Consider the following 19,663-nt stretch of genomic DNA (forward strand, 5'->3'; position numbering starts at 1 on the left):
AGGAAAAGATGATTAAGACTGATATTTGTGATTTGTTAGGGATAGAGTATCCCGTTCTTCAAGGTGGTATGGCTTGGTTAGGTACAGCTGAATTAGCAGCTGCTGTATCTGAAGCAGGTGGTTTGGGAATTATTGGTGCAGGACATATGCCTCCTGATGTATTCCGTGCAGAAATTCATAAATTAAAAGAACGCACAAGCAAGCCATATGGTTGTAACATTATGTTAATGTCTCCATTTGTGAATGAAGTTATGGAAGTTGCTTTAGAAGAACGCGTACCAGTCATCACAACTGGAGCAGGTAATCCATCCGCATGGGTACCAGCTTTCAAAGAAATCGGTACAAAAGTAATTCCTGTAGTAGCTTCTGTATTATTAGCGAAACGTTTACTTCGTGGCGGTATCGATGCAGTCATTGCAGAAGGTACTGAGTCTGGCGGTCACGTAGGAGATATTACAACTATGTGCTTAATCCCTCAAATCGTAGATGCTGTGGACGTACCTGTTATTGCAGCTGGTGGTATTGCAGATGGTCGCGGTATGGCAGCAGCCTTAGCATTGGGCGCTAGTGCAGTTCAAATGGGTTCTCGTTTCGTAGTATCTGAAGAATGTATTGCCCATGAAAACTATAAAGAAGCTGTATTGAAAGCAAAAGATCGTTCCACAGTGATGACAGGCTTGACAACAGGTCATCCAGTTCGTATCATTGAGAATTTATTAGCTCGTAAATATCAATCCCTTGAGTTCAGTGGCGCACCAAAAGAAGCTCTTGAAAATCTAGGTGCTGGTACACTTAGAAAAGCTGCCATTGAAGGGGAAACTAAAAACGGTTCCGTTATGATTGGACAAATTGCAGGTATGTTGACTGACATTAAACCTTGCGCAACAATCATTCAAGATATTGTTCGTGAAGCAGAAGAAGTAATGTTGAACTTAAAATCTGTTATCCGATAAGCAGGAGGAAACCTTATGAAAACAGCATTTGTATTCCCTGGTCAAGGGTCTCAAAAAGTGGGTATGTTGAAAGATTTGTACGAAGCGTATCCTATCGTAAGAGAGCGTTTTGCACAAGCAGATGAAGCATTGGGATATTCTATTTCACAATTATGTTTTGAAGGTCCAGATACGGAATTAGTAAAAACAGCAAACACACAACCTGCGATTTTAACAGCTAGTGTGGCATGCTATGAAATTTTAAAAGAAAAAGGCTTTACACCTGATATCGTAGGTGGTCATAGCCTTGGTGAATATAGTGCCTTAGTAGCAGCAGGTGTTCTTGATTTTAAAGATGCTGTGTACGTAGTGCATAAACGTGGAGAATATATGCAAGAAGCTGTACCATTGGGTGAAGGCGCAATGGCTGCGATCTTAGCATTACCTCGTGAAGACGTAGTTCGCATCTGTGGAGAAGTAAACGATACTGTAGGCTCTGTGCAAGCGGTTAACTTCAACTGTCCAGGACAAATCGTGATTGCTGGTGCTACAAAAGCCGTAGAAGTAGCAGCTGAAAAAATGAAAGAAGCTGGTGCTAAACGTGCTGTTATGTTGCCAGTAAGCGCTCCTTTCCACAGTCGTTTAATGGAACCAGCAGCAAAACGTTTACAAGAAGAATTAGACAATATTGAAGTGAAAGATGCTCAAATTCCAGTTGTAGCGAATATTACTGGGGAAATCTTAAAAGATGGAGCTGCTATTAAAGCGGCCTTAGTAAAACAAGCAGCAGCACCAGTACTTTGGGAAGATTGTGTAGCTACAATGGTAGACTTTGGTGCTACAAGATTTGTAGAAGTAGGTCCTGGTAAAGTGTTAACAGGATTCACTAAAAAAATTAACAAAGCAATGGAATTAGCCAATGTTGAAGATGAAGCATCCTTAGCAGCAGCGATTGCATTCTTACAAGGAGAATAAAATGAATTTAACAGGTAAAGTAGCTTTAGTTACAGGTGCTTCCCGTGGTATCGGACAAGCCACTGCTATTGAATTAGCAAAAGCTGGAGCAGATGTAGTTGTAAACTTTATTGGTAATGAAGCAGTAGCACAAGAAACTGTTGAAAAAATTGAAGCATTGGGCCGTAAGGCTATCAAAATTAAAGCTAATGTAGGCGATGCAGACGATGTACAAGCCATGGTAGATGAAGCAATTGCGACATTTGGTCATATAGATATTCTTGTAAATAATGCAGGCATCACTCGTGACGGATTATTGATTCGCATGAAAGATTCCGATTGGGATGAAGTATTAAACATTAACTTAAAAGGTGTATACCTTGTGACTAAAGCAGTTGCTAAGCTTATGGTAAAACAACGTGCTGGTCGCATTATCAATATGACATCTGTATCTGGTGTTACTGGTAATGTGGGTCAGGCCAATTATGCCGCTGCTAAAGCAGGGGTAATTGGCTTTACCAAAACTTGTGCCAAAGAATTAGCAGCTCGTGGTATTACTGTAAATGCAGTAGCACCAGGATTTATTGAAACAGCAATGACAGATGTGTTACCTGAAAAAATTAAAGAAGGTATTGCAGCTACTGTGCCGTTTGGTCGCATGGGTCAACCGGAAGAAATTGCTAGTGTAGTAACGTTTTTAGCGTCTGACTTTGCAAGTTATATTACTGGCCAAGTTCTCAATGTAGACGGCGGAATGGTGATGTAAACGCAAGATTCTATACATAGACTACATGAAAGGAGGTGTACGTAATGAGCACATTTGACAAAGTAAAAGCTATTGTTGTTGAACAATTGGGCGTTGACGAATCTGAAGTGGCTATCGATTCCACTTTCATCGATGATTTGGGCGCTGACTCTCTTGACATCGTTGAATTGATCATGGCATTTGAAGAGGAATTCAATATTGAAATCCCTGATGATGTTGCTGAAAAAATCAAAACTGTAAAAGATACAGTTGATTACATCGATTCTACAAAATAAGTCTAAGCACTTATGCACCACAAAGGGGGCCTCGGCTCCCTGAGTGGATTTGCACATAGGAGGAATAATAGTGAAACTCCCTGAACTTAAAATAGGGAAATTGGTAGCCAAAGTACCGGTAATTCAAGGTGGAATGGCAATCCGATTGTCTACAGCTCGGTTGGCTGCAGCAGTTGCAAATGAAGGTGGTATCGGCCTGATTGCAGCATCTGGCATGCCTTTTGATGAATTACGATACGAAATACAATTAGCAAGAAAATTATCGCCTACGGGCATTATCGGTATAAATGCAATGGTAGCCGCTACAGAATTTTTAGGCCTTGTAAAAACGGCCATTGAGGAGGGCATTGACCTCGTAGTAGCTGGCGCTGGATTTTCCAGAGATATGTTTGCCTTAGGTCGTGAATCTGGTACACCTATTGTACCAATCGTATCCACTCCTAAATTAGCTCGTATTTCTGAAGGATTAGGAGCCTCCGCTGTGATCGTGGAAGGTTGTGAAGCAGGTGGTCACTTAGGTACAGATCACTCCTCTCGTGAATTAGTACCTGAAGTAGTGGCGGCTGTGAAAAATATTCCAGTCATCGGTGCTGGTGGGGTTCTTGATGGAGCAGATATTGTGGAGATGATTAAACTTGGTGCTAGTGGAGTGCAAATGGGAAGCCGTTTTGCTGCTAGTGTGGAGTGTAATGCCTCTGATGAATTGAAAAAAATGTACGTTCGTGCAGATGCTCCAGATGATATTGTCTTGATCCAAAGTCCAGTAGGACTTCCAGGACAAGCGTTGCGTAATAAGTTTGCAGAAACAGTATTAGACGGTACAGTACCGCCACCTACAGAGTGTCATCGATGCTTAAAGCATTGTTCTCACAAATTCTGTATTATTAAAGCCCTTTCACGTGCTCAACAAGGTGACGTGGAAACGGGATTAGTGTTCTCGGGTAATAATATGCGTAAAGTAGACTCCATATTACCTGTGAAAGAGATTTTTGCTCGCCTAGTTTCAGAGGCAGCAGCCATTGATTAAATGAGATTATAAAGAGGTGGAATAATGGAAAGACGTGTTGTTATTACTGGTTTAGGTGCTGTGACACCAGTGGGAATCGGTAAAGATGACTTTTACAATGCATTGCTACGTGGCGAATCTGGTATCGGTCCAATTACTCGATTTGATGCAAGTGATTATGCAACTCGTATTGCAGGTGAAATTAAAGATTTCGATCCAACACAATTTGGAATTGATAAAAAAGAAGCGCGCCGTATGGACCGCTCTGCAGCATTTGCCATTGCAGCGGCAGTGCTTGCGCAAAAAGATGCTGATTTAGATTTAGACAAAGAAGAAGCAGATCGTTGTGGTACTGTAGTTGGTACTGGTATTGGTGGTATTGATTCTATCCATGATGTATATGTGACTTTATTTGAAAAAGGTCCAGGTCGTGTAAGTCCATTTGCAGTACCTATGATGATTGCAAACATGGTATCTGGTCGTGTATCTATTCAATTAGGCTTAAAAGGACCAGTAGAAACTGTTGTTACAGCGTGTACTTCTGGTACAAATGCGATTGGTGAAGCATTCCGCATGATTGCACATGGTCAAGCAGACGTAATGTTTGCTGGTGGTACAGAGGCGGCAGTTTCTCCAGCAGCAGTAGCTGGTTTCGCATCTATGAAAGCTATGTCTACACGTAATGATGAACCTACAAAAGCATCTCGTCCATTTGCAGCTGATCGCGATGGATTCGTAATGGGCGAAGGTTCTGGTATCGTTGTATTAGAAGAATTAGAACATGCAAAAGCACGTGGTGCTCATATCTACGCAGAAGTAGTGGGATATGGTACAAATGGTGATGCATATCATATTTCTTCTCCAGCACCAGGTGGTACACAAGCTCGTAAATGCATGGAATTAGCATTGAATGATGCAGGTATCAAACCTGAAGAAGTTGATTATATTAATGCCCATGGTACATCTACATCCATCAATGATGCAAATGAAACATTGGCAATCAAACAATTATTTGGAGATCATGCTAGTAAATTAGCAGTAAACTCCACAAAATCTATGACAGGTCACTTATTAGGTGCTGCTGGTGCTATTGAAGCCATTGTTATGGCAATGGCTATTGAGACTGGCAAAGTGCATCCAACAATTAACCTTGATAATCCAGATCCAGAATTGGATTTAGATTATGTATCTGACGGAGCTCGTGACATGAAAGTTGATGTAGCTCTTTCCAACTCCTTCGGTTTTGGTGGACACAACGGTACTATCGTTGTTCGTCGTTACGAGGCGTAATTGTGAATGCTCCTAAAAGTAGCAAAGTAACTAGCAAGGCTCGTGAAGCATTACTTCACGAGCTTATTGCGAATTTATATTTGCCTTTACGCAATATAAGTACATTAAATCGTGCTTTGACACATTCTTCCTATGCGAATGAACATAAATTATCCCATGAATATCATAATGAACGATTAGAGTTTTTAGGGGATGCAGTGTTAGATCTTATTATAGGAGAATATTTATTTACTACATATCCAGAAATGACTGAGGGTGAACTGACCCGTTTAAAAGCATGCACCGTCTGTGAAGGTTCTTTAGCAGAATGTAGTCGTACTCTAGACTTAGGAAAATATTTACGCTTAGGTAGAGGCGAGCGGCATTGTGGTGGAGCCAATAGAAACTCCATTTTGGCAGATACTTTTGAGGCTGTCTTAGGGGCTATCTACCTAGAGTGTGGTTATGATGTGGGAAAACAGTTTGTTTTGAGTCATTTGCATGGATATATGAATATGGCACTTTCCGGGAAAGTAGGAAAAGATTTTAAAACATTGCTCCAAGAGTTAGTACAACAAAAAGGAGAATCTGTGATACGGTATCATGTTATCGATGAAGAGGGACCGGATCATGATAAATTCTTTACTATGGAAGTAGTCATCGATGGAGTCCCATCAGGTGTAGGTTCTGGGCGAAATAAAAAAGTGGCAGCCCAAGCAGCAGCTAAAGAGGCTTATGAAAAGCTTATACAATAGTAAGGATTGAGGGGTGGGGAACCACTCCTTTTTCTATATGATACATAGGAGGCAGTTATGAGGAACAGCAAAAAAGAGAAAACTAGATTACTTCCATTTTTTATTCCTCATATTGGCTGCCCATATATTTGTATATTTTGTAATCAGCCACGTATATCAGGACAACAAGAGATGGTCAGTCCAGAAATCATTCGTTCTTCCATACAAAGAGCCGTATCAGAACAAGGATATAGTGGACAATGGGAAGTAGCTTACTTTGGTGGTAGCTTTACGGCGATACCACAAGAAATGCAAGATACATTATTGGAACCAGCTAAAGAAGCATTTCAACAAGGAATAGTTCAAGGAATTCGTTTGTCTACTCGTCCTGATGCTATCAGAGAAGATCGATTGAAAGAGCTCTTTACTAGTGGTGTAAGAACCATTGAATTAGGAGTACAAACATTAGAGGAATCCATGCTAGTAGAAGCTAAACGAGGGCATACGGTAGAAGATGTGGAACAGGCGTGTAAAATGATACGTGAAGAAGGAATAACTTTAGGTATACAATTACTCCCTGGGTTACCTGGCGAAACCTGGACTACTTTAGTAAAAACGGCGGTGAAATCCGGTCAATTGCAGGCTGACTTATGTCGCATTTATCCTGTGATTGTCATTGAAGATACAGAACTAGCTGATCGTGTTCATGAAGGTAGTTATGTACCATTAACAATAGAACAAGCGGTAGCCTATAGTGCTTTTTTAAAATCCTATTTAGAAGGCAAAGGTACACAGATTATACGTGTAGGATTACAAAGTACAGAAGATTTTGATGCTGGTCGTGGTATTGTAGGAGGACCCTATGCTCCTGCCTTTGGAGAATTGGTAGTCAATTATGAATGGCTTCAAGCTATCCAGCAAACCATAGAAGAACACCTAGAAGTATTTGGTGTGATTCATAAGGTCATTGTAGAATATCCAAGACCTTTCACATCAAAGATACGTGGATTGAAGAACAGAAATATAGAGTATTTTGGACAGGAATATAAGCAGATAGAATGGACTTGGCAAGAAAAACAGGAAAATAATAATACTGGAGTATTGCATGTCATGATAGATCATATACTATATAGCTTGCCTCTTTAAATAGTGGGTTATGGTTATACAACAATGGATTAACTAATATTCTGTAGAGAGAGTATGTGATGAGAGGTTGGAAATAGGTGTCAGGTTAGGATATAGTATGAACAATATATTATATTGTGTAAATTTGAAACATACCTATGTATACATAGAAAGGAAGCAGTCATGCAATTATTGCGACTAGAAATGAAAGGATTCAAGTCCTTTGCTGATAAAACGGTAGTGTCTTTTTCTCCAGGCATGACTGGGATTGTAGGCCCTAATGGTAGTGGTAAAAGTAATATTACTGATGCGATTCGCTGGGTTTTAGGGGAATCGAATGTACGCCATTTGCGTGGACAAAAAGCAGAAGATATTATTTTTTCTGGCACAGAAGCTCGTCGCCCTCACAATACGGCAGAGGTAAACTTAATTTTTGATAACAGTGATGGCACTTTGGGCAAAGAATTAGCAGAAGTTGTTATCACACGCCGTATGTATCGCAATGGTGAAAGTGAATTCCAAATCAATAAGAGAAATTGCCGGTTAAAAGATATTCATCTATTATTGGCTGATACAGGCTTAGGTAAAGATTCTATGGCCATCATCGGGCAGAATCGTATCGATGCTATCTTGAATAGTAAACCAGAAGAACGTCGCTTAATATTTGAAGATGTGGCGGGTATCTCTCGCTTTAAAATGAATAAAGAAGATGCTATTCGGCGTATCAATAGTACAGATCGTAATATGGAACGATTAGATGATGTGATGAGTACGCTAGGAGATCAATTAGTAGAATTAGAGGCGAAAGCTAATGTAACACGTGAGTACAATACATTATCACAGGATAAGCGTAGCTATGATGGAGCTATTGCTTTTCATGAATATAAAACGGCGGATCGTTTATTTACACGCCAAGAAAATGAAAACTTATCCTACCTTCGTGAGCAAGAAGAATTAGAAACTAGCTTAGATACAATTCAAGAGACTTATAAAACCACACAAAATGAGCTTCAATCATTTCGTGAAACCAACCAAAGTATGGAAGATGAATATGCCACTTTACAAGGTAAATTAGGGGAACTGACTGGACAAATTGAAGTAGCTCGCTTAAAAGAAGCCAATATGGTAGAAGAGTTAAAAGGTGGAGAAGAACAGTTAAGAACTTGGAAGGAAGAACTGAAAGTTAAAGCACAACAATATGATTGTGACTTGACATCTTTGAAAGACCAAGAAAGTAACTTAACATCCATTGGACAAGATGTAAAACAAGCGGAATCTAATTTGCAAAGCACTCGAGACTCTCTTAGTCAAGTGAAGGCTAATTTAGATGGTATGCGCATAGCGGAGCAACATGCTCATGAGCGTCATATTCGTGTTGTTCGTGAGTTGGAAGAAGCTCGCCATCAATTAGCAAGAGCGGAAGAGTTAGAAACACAAAAGAAAGATGATGCGCAACGTTTGAAGGCTACTTTACAAGATATAAAACAATCTGTAGAAGAAACACAAGGGCAATTAGAGGCGCAACAACAGGTTGTTAGTAAAGTAGAGGAAGCGTTGGAGATAGCACGTCAATCATTACAACAGCTAGAGGATACACGCCGACAAAAAAATCAGGAATTAGTAGAAGTACAAAGAACACTGCAAGCTAAAGAAGGTCGTTTAGAACTGTTACATAGTTGGGAAGAGCTGCATGAAGGTTATTTGGAAGGCACAAAACATGTATTACAAGCGAAAGAAACTTGGTCTTCTCATATTCGTGGAGCTATTGGTGATGTATTCACTGTAGAAGAAAAATTCTTAGTGGCCATTGAAACTGCTTTAGGTGGTGCTATTCATCAAGTTATCACAGAGACTGCAAAGATTGCTTCTGAAGCAGTACAATACTTAAAACGCACACAAGGTGGTCGAGTTACGTTTTTACCGATGGATATGGTACGAGGAAAACGACTCGATCATAAAGCCTTAACATCGCCTTATGTATTGGGATTAGGTGTAGACTGCATTCAATTTGATACACAATATACAGGCGTATTTAATCAGCTATTAGGGCGTACTCTTATTGTAGATACCTTGGACCATGGATTAGCATTGCAAAAAGAATATCATCAACAATTGCGGATTGTTACCTTAACAGGAGAGCAATTGCAACCAGGTGGTGCTCTAACAGGTGGTGCTACAAAACGAAAAAAAGTGTCTATCTTGTCCCGTAAAGAAGAGCAAGACACATTACAGCAAGATATTCATGTATTACGAGATACAGCACAGGTGTTACAACAGACTTTACAAGGACTAGACAAAGAAATAGAAGCTTTAACACAGTCTGGTAAGGGATTACGTCAAACCTATGAACAAGAAGAATTGCAGTTACGTAGCTTGCAGCAAGAGCAGCAACGCTCCCAAGGAGAGCAAATTAACTTAAGTGGAATGGTGCAGACCTATAATGAGGAACTACAAAAAGCTGAAGAAAAGCAAATTATCTTAGGGGAGACAATTACAAAGCTGGTAGGTGAGCTTTCACAGTTGGAAAACCGTGAAGGGCATCAAGAGCAAGTCACAACCTTAGTGTCTCAAGAGCAAACTTTACAAGAACAAGAGCGTGACCGAAGTGAAACGTTACAAGGAATACGCTTACGGTGGGAACAATCTCGATTGTTGTTAGAGCAAAGTAAAAAAGAAGTAGCTCAAATTGAACAATATATGAAAGATAAGACAGTAGAGATTGAAAACTTAGATCATCGAATTAGCCAATTACGTGAAGATGTCATACGCTTAGGTGGTGGGCCTGTTTTAACATTAGAATCAGAAAAACAAGCTATAGAAAAACGAGTCATCACCATTGGAGAATCTCGTAAAGGTGGCCAAGACAAAGTACGCACTTGGGAGTTGCAATTAAACCAATTACAAGAAGAACGAAATCAAAAAGAACAGCGACAACGAATTGTGCAGAAGAAACTAGTAGACTTACAAGAGGGCTTAACAAAATATCAATTACAAGGCGAACAAGCATTGGAACAATTAGGCGCTTTAGGGTATACTAAACAAGAGGCACAGAATATACACTTAGGTGGCTCCGTAAATGAGTGGAAACAACAACAGGTGAACTTGGCAAGACAAATTGAAAGCTTAGGTGCTATCAACCCGAATGCTATTGCAGAATATGAAGAAGCGGAAGAAAAATTAGCATTCTATCATGAGCAAAAAGAAGATTTGGTGATAGCTAAAGAACAATTAGAAGGTGTCATCGCTGAAATAGATGGGGCTATGTCTGAACAGTTGCAAGATGTACTTACTGTCATTCGTGAGAGATTCCAACATGTCTTCTCCCAATTGTTTGGGGGAGGTACAGCGCAAATTGTAGCTTCCAACCCAGAATCCATTTTAGAAAGTGGCATTGATTTTTATATCCAGCCGCCAGGAAAGAAACGCCAACAATTAAGCTTGCTATCTGGTGGGGAACGAGCGTTGACAGTTATAGCTTTGCTCTTTGCGCTACTAGATTATCGACCTGCTCCATTCTGTGTACTTGATGAAGTAGACGCTGCGTTAGATGATGCCAATGTGGAACGATTTAGCCACTATTTGCATAATTTAGGGGATGCGACCCAATTTATCGTGGTAACCCATCGTAAGCGGACCATGGAATCAGCCCATGTCTTACAAGGGGTGACTATGGTGGAACGAGGGGTGTCACGTCTATTAACAGTAGCCTTTGACGAAGTAAAGGAGAACAGCGATTATGGCATTTAGTTTTTTTGACCGTGTGAAAGCGGGCTTAGAAAAGACAAAAAATAATTTTGTAAAAAAAGTAGAAACCATTGTTATCGGCTATGCTGAAATCGATGATGATTTCTTAGATGATTTAGAAGCAACTATGCTGACTGGAGATTTAGGTCCTAAAACAACGACGTATTTAATGAAAGAAATCCGCCGCGGTGTTACAGAAGGAATTATCAACAACACTAGCGAAGTGATGCCTTTTATGGAAGAACGCATTACAGAAATGTTAGGAGCTCAAGAGGAAGTGTTGGAGCTTCATAAACCAGAAGTCATCTTGGTAGTGGGTGTGAATGGTGTTGGTAAAACGACAACCATTGCGAAGCTGGCCCATTATTATGCAGAACAAGGTAAAAAGGTCATCATTGCCGCAGGTGATACATTCCGTGCCGCTGCATCGGAACAATTATCCATTTGGGCGGACCGTGTAGGTGTATCCATTGTAAAACATAAGGAAGGTGCTGACCCAGCGGCAGTAGTGTTCGATGCTTGTGCCTCAGCTATTGCAAAAGAAGCGGACTTAGTGATTGTAGATACAGCAGGGCGTTTACATACGAAAGTCAACCTTATGGAAGAATTGAAGAAAATCGGCCGTGTAGCGGATAAACAAATCCCAGGGGCACCGCATCAAACCTTATTGGTGCTTGATGGCACTACAGGTCAAAATGCAGTGAGCCAAGCAAAATTATTTGGCGAAGCTGTGCCTGTAACAGGCATTGTGGTAACCAAATTAGATGGCACCGCTAAAGGTGGTGTAGTTATCTCTATCAAAGAAGAGTTAGGTGTTCCTGTACGTTGGATTGGTGTAGGTGAGCAAATGGATGACTTACGTCCTTTCAATGCAAAAGAATTTGCTAATGCCCTCTTTGATAAAGGAGAACAATAGGCCATGACCAGACAACAATTATATGACTATGTGGTGGACCAAAATGAGATGAATGGTTATGGTATCGACAGTGATAGTATTGAATGTGCTGTAGATATTATGGAATTTGTAGGCGGTGATCTATACAGACCCCTTACACGGTTGCTCTTGAGCAATTGGAAAGAAATTGCTAGCCGTATTGAAAGCTACACCGATGAGCAATGGAATTTTGTTCATCGTATTGCGGAGAATATGAAGCACTCCTTGGAACATGACCACGGCGATGAAAGCCATCATTTATCGGATCATGGAATTGCCATCTTTATCGAAATGCTAGAAGGGGATGACACAGCCACACAAACCTTGCAAGGAGATACACCAATTACAGAAGAAGAGTTGCGACGTATCCGTGGCAAGGGATAGATATCTGGCGCCTATTGATAGGGCTAATACTAATAGCACTTAGTCTGTAGCAAAAGTACTGTAGGGCTCGGGTATACATACTATTACAATAATATAATAGACAGTGAGAGAAAAGTTGGATCTTAGATTCAGCTTTTCTTTTTGTATATAGTGTATGTTTGTAGTGTAAGTAACCATGTGACAAGAAATGATATTACTAGTTGTAGATGTCAATATATTCCATGAGTACACTATAATAGTTGTAATGGATTTGTATCGAACATACAGTACAATAAAATGGACATTCATGGTATAATATAGAAGTTACTAGATATAGAATTGATAGTGAACTTTCACGTTTACAAAGATAGAAAATATAAGGAGGGACTATGAGCGGATTGCATCATTTTCCTGAAGAAGGCATACCCTTTCAAGTAGAGGCGCCGTACTCCCCCATGGGAGACCAGCCGAAGGCTATCGAGTCCTTGGCGGAAGGCATTGAACGAGGGGAATGGGCACAGGTATTATTAGGTGCTACGGGCACGGGAAAAACATATACTATGGCAAAGCTCATCGAGGCCGTGCAAAAGCCGACCTTGATCATCGCCCACAATAAAACACTGGCGGCCCAATTGGCTAGCGAGTTCAAGAGCTTTTTTCCTAAGAACGCAGTGGAATACTTCGTGTCCTATTACGATTATTACCAACCTGAGGCGTATATTGCCTCTACCGATACATATATTGAAAAAGATGCGTCCATCAATGAAGAAATCGATAAGCTGCGCCACTCGGCGACAATGAACTTATTTGAACGGAAAGATGTAATCATCGTCGCATCGGTTAGCTGCATCTACGGCTTAGGGGACCCAGAGGACTATAGCACTCTCTGCGTATCCTTGCGACAAGGTCAGGAATATAGCCGTGATGACATTCTTCGTAAATTGGTATCCATCCAATATACCCGAAACGATATGAACTTCGTGCGAGGTACCTTCCGTGTACAAGGGGATACCTTAGAGATTTTCCCTGCCGGCACTAGTGAAAGAGCCATTCGAGTAGAAATGTTTGGCGATGAAATCGATCGCTTAGTGGAAATTGATGTGCTCACAGGGGATGTGATTGTAGAGCGTAAACACGTGGCCATCTATCCAGCCTCTCACTATGTAACGACGAAAGAAAAGTTAGACCTTGCCATTGGTCGCATCGAAGCAGAGTTGGCTGAACGTTTGGCATACTTTAATGAAAATGGTCGTCTCTTAGAGGCACAACGATTGGAGCAACGAACACGATATGACATTGAAATGATGCAGGAAATGGGCTATTGCTCAGGCATTGAAAACTACTCACGCCTGTTGTCGAACCGTCAACCAGGCGAAGCGCCGATGACCCTCATCGACTATTTTACAGACGATTTCTTAATCATCATTGATGAATCCCATGTGACGTTACCACAAATTCGTGCTATGTATAATGGTGACCAAGCGCGGAAACATAATCTAATCGATTACGGATTCCGCTTACCGTCGGCGGCAGATAATCGGCCCTTAAAATTTGAAGAGTTTGTGGAGCGCATTAACCAAATTGTTTACGTATCTGCTACGCCAGGTCCTTATGAAATGGAAGTACAAACTAATGTAGCAGAGCAAATCATCCGACCTACTGGATTATTAGATCCTATCATCGAGATTCGGCCTATTAAAGGACAAATGGATGATTTACTAGGGGAAATTAAAGAGCGAGCGAAGTCTGATGAACGAGTATTGGTTACTACATTGACGAAGAAAATGGCAGAAGATTTAACGAATTATCTGAAAGAGATGGGTATTCGTGTACGCTATTTACACTCCGATATTGCTACCATTGAGCGTGCCGATATTATCCGTGATTTACGGGCCGGTGTCTTTGATGTTCTCGTAGGGATTAACTTGTTGAGGGAAGGCTTAGACATGCCAGAAGTGTCTTTGGTGGCTATCCTAGATGCAGATAAGGAAGGTTTCTTGCGCAGTGATACATCCTTGATTCAGACCATAGGCCGTGCGGCTCGTAATGAAAAAGGAAAAGTTATTATGTATGCGGACCGCATCACGGGTTCTATGCAACGAGCTATAGATGAAACCGAGCGCCGTCGTGCCTTGCAAGAGTCGTACAACACAGAACATGGCATCACACCTCGTACGGTGCGCAAGGAAGTGAAAGACTTAATTGAATTGACCAAAGTAGAAGGCGAAGCTGCTACCCCTAAGAAAGGACGCAAGCCTAAAGCAGATAGTCCTGTGGTGTATGATAGTACAGCATCTACAGAAGTGGTGGCAGAAGCAGTACAAGCACTTTCACCAAAAACGCAATACGAAACGAAAGAAGATGTGTTCAATGCCATTGAAGAGACCACGCGCCTCATGAAAGCAGCAGCAAAACAATTAGAATTTGAACGGGCTGCAGAGTTGCGTGATGAACTAGGTAGATTACGACAATTGTGGTCGGATATGAACGAAGAATAGGAGATATTTTGAAAGATCAATTAATTATAAAAGGCGCCCGTCAACATAATTTGAAGAATATTGACGTGGCTCTGCCGAGAAATCAATTTATCGTATTAACAGGCTTAAGTGGATCTGGTAAGTCATCCCTAGCCTTTGATACGATTTATGCAGAAGGGCAACGCAGATATGTAGAGTCCTTGTCTGCCTATGCTCGTCAGTTCTTAGGGCAAATGGATAAACCAGATGTGGATTACATTGAAGGGCTTTCACCGGCTATATCCATCGATCAAAAGACAACGAGCTGCAACCCTCGTTCTACGGTGGGAACGGTGACAGAAATTTATGACTATTTGCGATTATTATTTGCTCGTATTGGTCGTGCGTACTGCCCTACTTGTGGAGAAGAGATTGCACAACAGACGATTGAGCAAATTACAGATTTGGTCATGAAATTGCCAGAACGTACTAAAATTATGGTGATGGCTCCAGTGGTGCGGGGTAAAAAAGGGCGTCATGAAAAAGTGTTGGAACAAATTCGTAAAAATGGCTTTGCTCGTGTTCGCATCAATGGAGAGATACATACTTTTGAGGAAGAAATTTCCTTAGATAAAAATAAAAAACATACCATTGAAATCGTCGTAGACCGTCTTGTTATCAAAGAAGGCTTAGAAAGCCGATTAACGGATTCTTTGGAAACTGCCATTCATCATGGAGAAGGCTTTGTCATCATCCAAGAGGTAGATGGCCCAGCTCATCAATTTAGTGTTCATTTTACGTGTCCAAATGGTCATATTTCCTTGCCGGAAATTGAACCTCGTATGTTTTCCTTCAACAGTCCTTTTGGTGCCTGTCCATCCTGTTTGGGCCTAGGTAGCACTATGGAGGTAGATGAGGATCGAGTGATTCCTGATCCTACAGTATCCTTTGCAGATGGTGCAGTAGCTCCTTTAAGCTCCAACCCAAATGCGTGGTTCATGCGCCAACTTGAGGGCTTGTTGAAAGTTCATGGGTATACATTAGATGCTAATTTTTCGGAATTACCTACAGCCTTACAAAAAGAAGTGATGTACGGTAGCACTGAGAAAGTGACCTTCGACTATGAAAATATGCGTGGTGAGGTTAAAACATTCCATACCGAATATGAAGGTATATTGCCAATGGTGAAACGTCGTCATGCAGAGGCCACTACAGATAGCATGCGTGAAGAGTTTGAATCCTATATGTCTATTAAACCATGTACAGCTTGTAAGGGAGCCCGCTTGAAACCAGAATCTCTTGCCATCCGTGTAGGTGAAAAAAATATAGATGAAGTGACACAGCTAACGATTAGTGAAGCGGTGGACTATTTTGGCAATCTACAGTTGACGGAACGAGAGGCTTTCATTGGTGCTCAAATTTTGAAAGAAATCAATGCTCGATTAGGATTCCTGAATAATGTAGGCTTAGATTATTTGACGATGAATCGTAGTGCGGGCACCTTATCTGGAGGGGAAGCGCAGCGCATTCGATTGGCTACACAAATTGGTTCGGGCCTCGTTGGGGTCTTATATATTTTAGATGAACCATCTATTGGTCTGCATCAACGAGATAATGATCGGTTAATTGAAACACTGAAAGGGCTGCGTGATTTAGGCAATACATTACTCGTGGTAGAACACGATGAGGATACAATGTTAGCAGCGGATTATTTGGTAGATATTGGACCTGCGGCCGGTGAACATGGTGGTCAAATCGTGGCGCAAGGTACAGTGCCAGAGGTGATGGCTGTGAAAGAATCCATTACCGGTCAATACTTAAGTGGTCAAAAATATATTCCATTACCAAAAGAGCGAAGAAAACCTACGAAAGCTTGCTTAGAAATCCGTGGTGCTAAAGAGAACAATTTAAAACAAGTGAATGTGAAGTTCCCTATTGGTTTGTTCACTGTTGTGACAGGGGTCAGTGGGTCTGGTAAATCCACATTAATCAATGAAATCTTGTATAAAGGCGTAGCTAATGCACTCTACAAAAGTCATCATAAGGTAGGAGCCCATAAGGAGATTCGCGGTTTAGAGTATGTGGATAAAATTATTAATATAGACCAAAGTCCCATTGGTCGCACACCACGCTCGAATCCAGCCACCTACACAGGTGTATTCGATGCGATCCGTGAGCTATATAGTCAAACAAATGAAGCGAAGATTCGTGGCTATAAAGCCGGACGATTTAGCTTTAACGTCAAAGGCGGTCGTTGTGAGGCGTGCCGTGGGGATGGTATCATCAAAATTGAAATGCATTTCTTGCCAGATGTGTATGTACCGTGCGAAGTATGTAAAGGAGCTCGATATAACCGAGAGACCATGGAGGTGAAATACAAAGGGAAAAGCATTGCCGATGTATTGGATATGGTTGTGGATGAAGCGGTAGAGTTCTTTAGTGCCATCCCAAAAATTCACCGTAAATTGGTCACTCTACAAGAAGTGGGTTTAGGATATATTCGCTTAGGCCAAGCGGCGACTACTTTATCTGGTGGTGAAGCGCAACGTGTGAAGTTAGCTACTGAACTGGCTCGTCGCAGCACGGGAAAAACCTTATATATCCTGGATGAACCGACTACGGGCCTTCATGTGGAAGATATTCGTAAATTGTTAGAGGTGTTGCAAAAACTTACCGATGGTGGGGATACAGTAGTGGTCATCGAGCATAATTTAGATGTCATTAAAACGGCGGATCATATTATTGACTTAGGTCCAGAAGGCGGTTTCCGAGGCGGTACCATTGTGGGCACTGGCACCCCTGAGGAGATTGCTGCTTTACCTGAAAGTTACACTGGTAAATTCTTAGGCCCCGTGTTAGAGAAAACTAGGAATTATATGGAACAACATCCGTTGCCTACTGAGGACACACCATGAATCCTATTGATAGACAATTGCAAGCAGAAGAAGTAAACTTTCAGCCGTCTCGTCAACAAGACATGATGATGGGGGATGCGGAACAGCAAGCGTATATACTGGAAAAGGTCAGTCATCTGCCGACTACGCCGGGGGTCTATTTGTGGCGTGACAAGTACCAGCGTATCATCTACGTAGGGAAGGCCATCAACTTGCGCAATCGAGTGCGGTCCTATGTGCAACAAGATGTGAATCGTTCTGTGAAAGTGACTGCCATGATGCGCCGTGCTTGGGATGTGGAAACAATCCAAACGAAAACGGAAATGGAAGCGCTTATCTTAGAGGCGACCTTAATCAAGGAGCACCATCCGAAATACAATATTATGCTTCGAGATGATAAGACGTATCCTTACGTGAAAGTCACCGTGCAAGAGGACTTTCCACGTCTCTTTATGACGCGCCGTTTAGAACGTGATGGAGCGAAGTATTTTGGACCTTTCACAGATGTGACAGCGGTGCATCATGTACTGCGCATCTTGCGGTCCTATTATCCGTTACGGACTTGTAAAAGTATGAAAGTAGAACGACCTTGTTTGCAATATCATATGCACTATTGTGAAGGGCCTTGCATGAAGTATGTAACGGTAGAATCCTATCGTAAATACATCGATGATATTGTAGCTCTTTTTGAAGGGAAACAAGTTAAGGTCATCCAAGAGATTACGTCCAAGATGGAGCAAGCTTCAGAAGACTTGGAGTTTGAACTAGCGGCCAAGTATCGTGATGATTTATTAAGTATCCAAAAGGTACAAGAAAAGCAACGCATGGTCACACAGCGAGGTGATATGGATGTATTAGGTATGGCTATCGATGGTCCTATGGCGTGTATTCAACTATTTTTTATTCGCAGTGGACGCTTATTGGGACGAGAAAATTACTTTGTTCAGCATGAAGGAGATAGTCCAGAGCTGGTGATGACGGAGTTCATTAAGCAGTATTATGGAGGATCTACATTCATTCCTAAGGAATTGTTATTGCCTATAGATAGTGTGGATCGTGAACTGTTTAGTGAATGGTTTACCTCTATGAAAGGTCAACAAGTAGAAGTATCTGTACCTCAGCGAGGCTATAAAAAGGACCTTATCAAGATGGCGGAGGAAAATGCTCAAAACTTCTTGGCAGAACGTCGTCGCCAGTGGCAATACACTATCGATAAGTCTGGTGGTGCGGTGAAAAAATTAGCGGAAGTACTAGACTTACCACGATTGCCAGAACGCATGGAATGTTATGATATTTCCCATATGCAAGGGGCAGAAACGGTGGCATCCATGGTCGTTTTTGAAGGTGGAAAGCCGGCGAAACGAGAGTATCGACGATTCAAGCTAAAAACAGTACAAGGGAAGCCGGATGACTTTGCATCTATGGCGGAAATTATGGAACGCCGTTATGGAAATGAAAAAGATTGGCCTATGCCAGATTTGATTATCATCGATGGGGGTAAAGGACAGTTAAATGCAGCCTTGCCGGTGATCCGTGCTATGGGTGTTACCGATGTGCCAGTCATATCCTTGGCGAAGCGAATCGAAGAAGTATTCGTAGAAGGAGAATCGGAAAGTATTATTCTAGAACACCATACGCCAGAATTACAATTACTGCAGCAAATTCGTGATGAAGCGCATCGATTTGCCATCACTTACCATCGTAGATTACGTGGAAAGCGGAACTTAGAATCTGTTTTAGATCATGTAGAGGGCATAGGACCAAAACGAAGAAAAGCGCTGTATAAACATTTTGGGAATTTAGATGCCATGCGAGTGGCGGAGTTACATGAACTGGAGAGCGTTGAGGGAATGAATAAAAAAGCGGCGCTTGCTGTGTATGAGTTCTTTCGGCGTTTGAAATAATGGAAACGAGCAACCACTGATTGTGGTTCGTGCCTTGTGGCGTTCTTATGTGAATCAGATAAAGGGAAGAGCACGGTATACCCCTCACAAACGGTATTTCATAATGTTTGTTCGGGGCACACCGTGCTCTTCTTGAGTTGGTTATATTTAAGTAATAAAAAACGCCACAAGGGCGCCATACTTAATAGCATATCTAAATGATGGGTTGCTCGTTTCTTGCATAGATTAATTTTGATGCCTCACGGAAAGCACTCATCCACAGGTGGGGCGCCGAGGAAAAGAGCGTTACTTGTTTTGTTATTAAACC

General features: G+C 41.5%; 14 protein-coding genes. All 14 read left to right on the forward strand.

Annotation, left to right across the window (positions count from 1 at the left end):
• Window positions 1–8: 8 nt before the first annotated feature.
• The 14 genes from fabK to uvrC all read left to right on the forward strand — a co-directional run bounded on the left by fabK (window position 9) and on the right by uvrC (window position 19,356).
• Complete coding sequence (gene fabK / locus EO127_RS07655; protein ID WP_009353568.1) at window positions 9–953, forward strand: enoyl-[acyl-carrier-protein] reductase FabK; 945 nt, start codon at window positions 9–11, stop codon at window positions 951–953.
• 15 nt (window positions 954–968) lie between these two features.
• On the forward strand, window positions 969–1,907 hold the full coding sequence (fabD, locus tag EO127_RS07660) for an ACP S-malonyltransferase (protein ID WP_062401831.1): 939 nt from the start codon (window positions 969–971) through the stop codon (window positions 1,905–1,907).
• 1 nt (window position 1,908) lies between these two features.
• Window positions 1,909–2,652, forward strand: a complete 744-nt coding sequence (fabG, locus tag EO127_RS07665) for a 3-oxoacyl-[acyl-carrier-protein] reductase (protein WP_009353560.1) — start codon at window positions 1,909–1,911, stop codon at window positions 2,650–2,652.
• 44 nt (window positions 2,653–2,696) lie between these two features.
• Window positions 2,697–2,927 carry an acyl carrier protein gene (locus EO127_RS07670; RefSeq protein WP_009353552.1) on the forward strand — a complete coding sequence of 77 codons (231 nt, stop codon included), beginning with the start codon at window positions 2,697–2,699 and terminating at the stop codon, window positions 2,925–2,927.
• Window positions 2,928–2,997: 70 nt separating this feature from the next.
• Window positions 2,998–3,954 (forward strand): nitronate monooxygenase family protein, encoded by a 957-nt coding sequence (locus tag EO127_RS07675; protein ID WP_127448805.1) that lies wholly within the window; start codon window positions 2,998–3,000, stop codon window positions 3,952–3,954.
• A gap of 24 nt (window positions 3,955–3,978) precedes the next feature.
• Entirely contained in the window at window positions 3,979–5,223 is a 1,245-nt protein-coding gene (gene fabF, locus EO127_RS07680) for a beta-ketoacyl-ACP synthase II (RefSeq protein WP_009353559.1), read from the forward strand.
• A 2-nt stretch (window positions 5,224–5,225) separates the two neighbouring features.
• Entirely contained in the window at window positions 5,226–5,957 is a 732-nt protein-coding gene (gene rnc, locus EO127_RS07685; protein ID WP_127448806.1) for a ribonuclease III, read from the forward strand.
• Window positions 5,958–6,014: 57 nt separating this feature from the next.
• Entirely contained in the window at window positions 6,015–7,082 is a 1,068-nt protein-coding gene (locus tag EO127_RS07690) for an elongator complex protein 3 (protein WP_127448807.1), read from the forward strand.
• 162 nt (window positions 7,083–7,244) lie between these two features.
• Window positions 7,245–10,808 (forward strand): chromosome segregation protein SMC, encoded by a 3,564-nt coding sequence (gene smc / locus EO127_RS07695; RefSeq protein ID WP_127448808.1) that lies wholly within the window; start codon window positions 7,245–7,247, stop codon window positions 10,806–10,808.
• Window positions 10,798–11,721: a signal recognition particle-docking protein FtsY gene (gene ftsY / locus EO127_RS07700; protein WP_127448809.1), complete on the forward strand. Its 924-nt coding sequence runs from the start codon at window positions 10,798–10,800 to the stop codon at window positions 11,719–11,721. The genes smc and ftsY overlap by 11 nt, the downstream gene beginning before the upstream one ends.
• Window positions 11,722–11,724: 3 nt before the next feature.
• Entirely contained in the window at window positions 11,725–12,123 is a 399-nt protein-coding gene (locus EO127_RS07705; protein ID WP_127448810.1) for a hypothetical protein, read from the forward strand.
• Window positions 12,124–12,491: 368 nt separating this feature from the next.
• Entirely contained in the window at window positions 12,492–14,600 is a 2,109-nt protein-coding gene (uvrB, locus tag EO127_RS07710; RefSeq protein ID WP_127448811.1) for an excinuclease ABC subunit UvrB, read from the forward strand.
• A gap of 8 nt (window positions 14,601–14,608) precedes the next feature.
• Window positions 14,609–17,473, forward strand: coding sequence for an excinuclease ABC subunit UvrA (gene uvrA, locus EO127_RS07715; protein WP_127448812.1), 2,865 nt, complete (start codon window positions 14,609–14,611; stop codon window positions 17,471–17,473).
• A 68-nt stretch (window positions 17,474–17,541) separates the two neighbouring features.
• Window positions 17,542–19,356, forward strand: a complete 1,815-nt coding sequence (uvrC, locus tag EO127_RS07720) for an excinuclease ABC subunit UvrC (protein ID WP_127448832.1) — start codon at window positions 17,542–17,544, stop codon at window positions 19,354–19,356.
• The last annotated feature ends 307 nt before the right edge of the window (window positions 19,357–19,663 follow it).

This window comes from Veillonella sp. 3310, from assembly GCF_003999875.1.
In the GTDB taxonomy this organism is placed as follows: domain Bacteria; phylum Bacillota; class Negativicutes; order Veillonellales; family Veillonellaceae; genus F0422.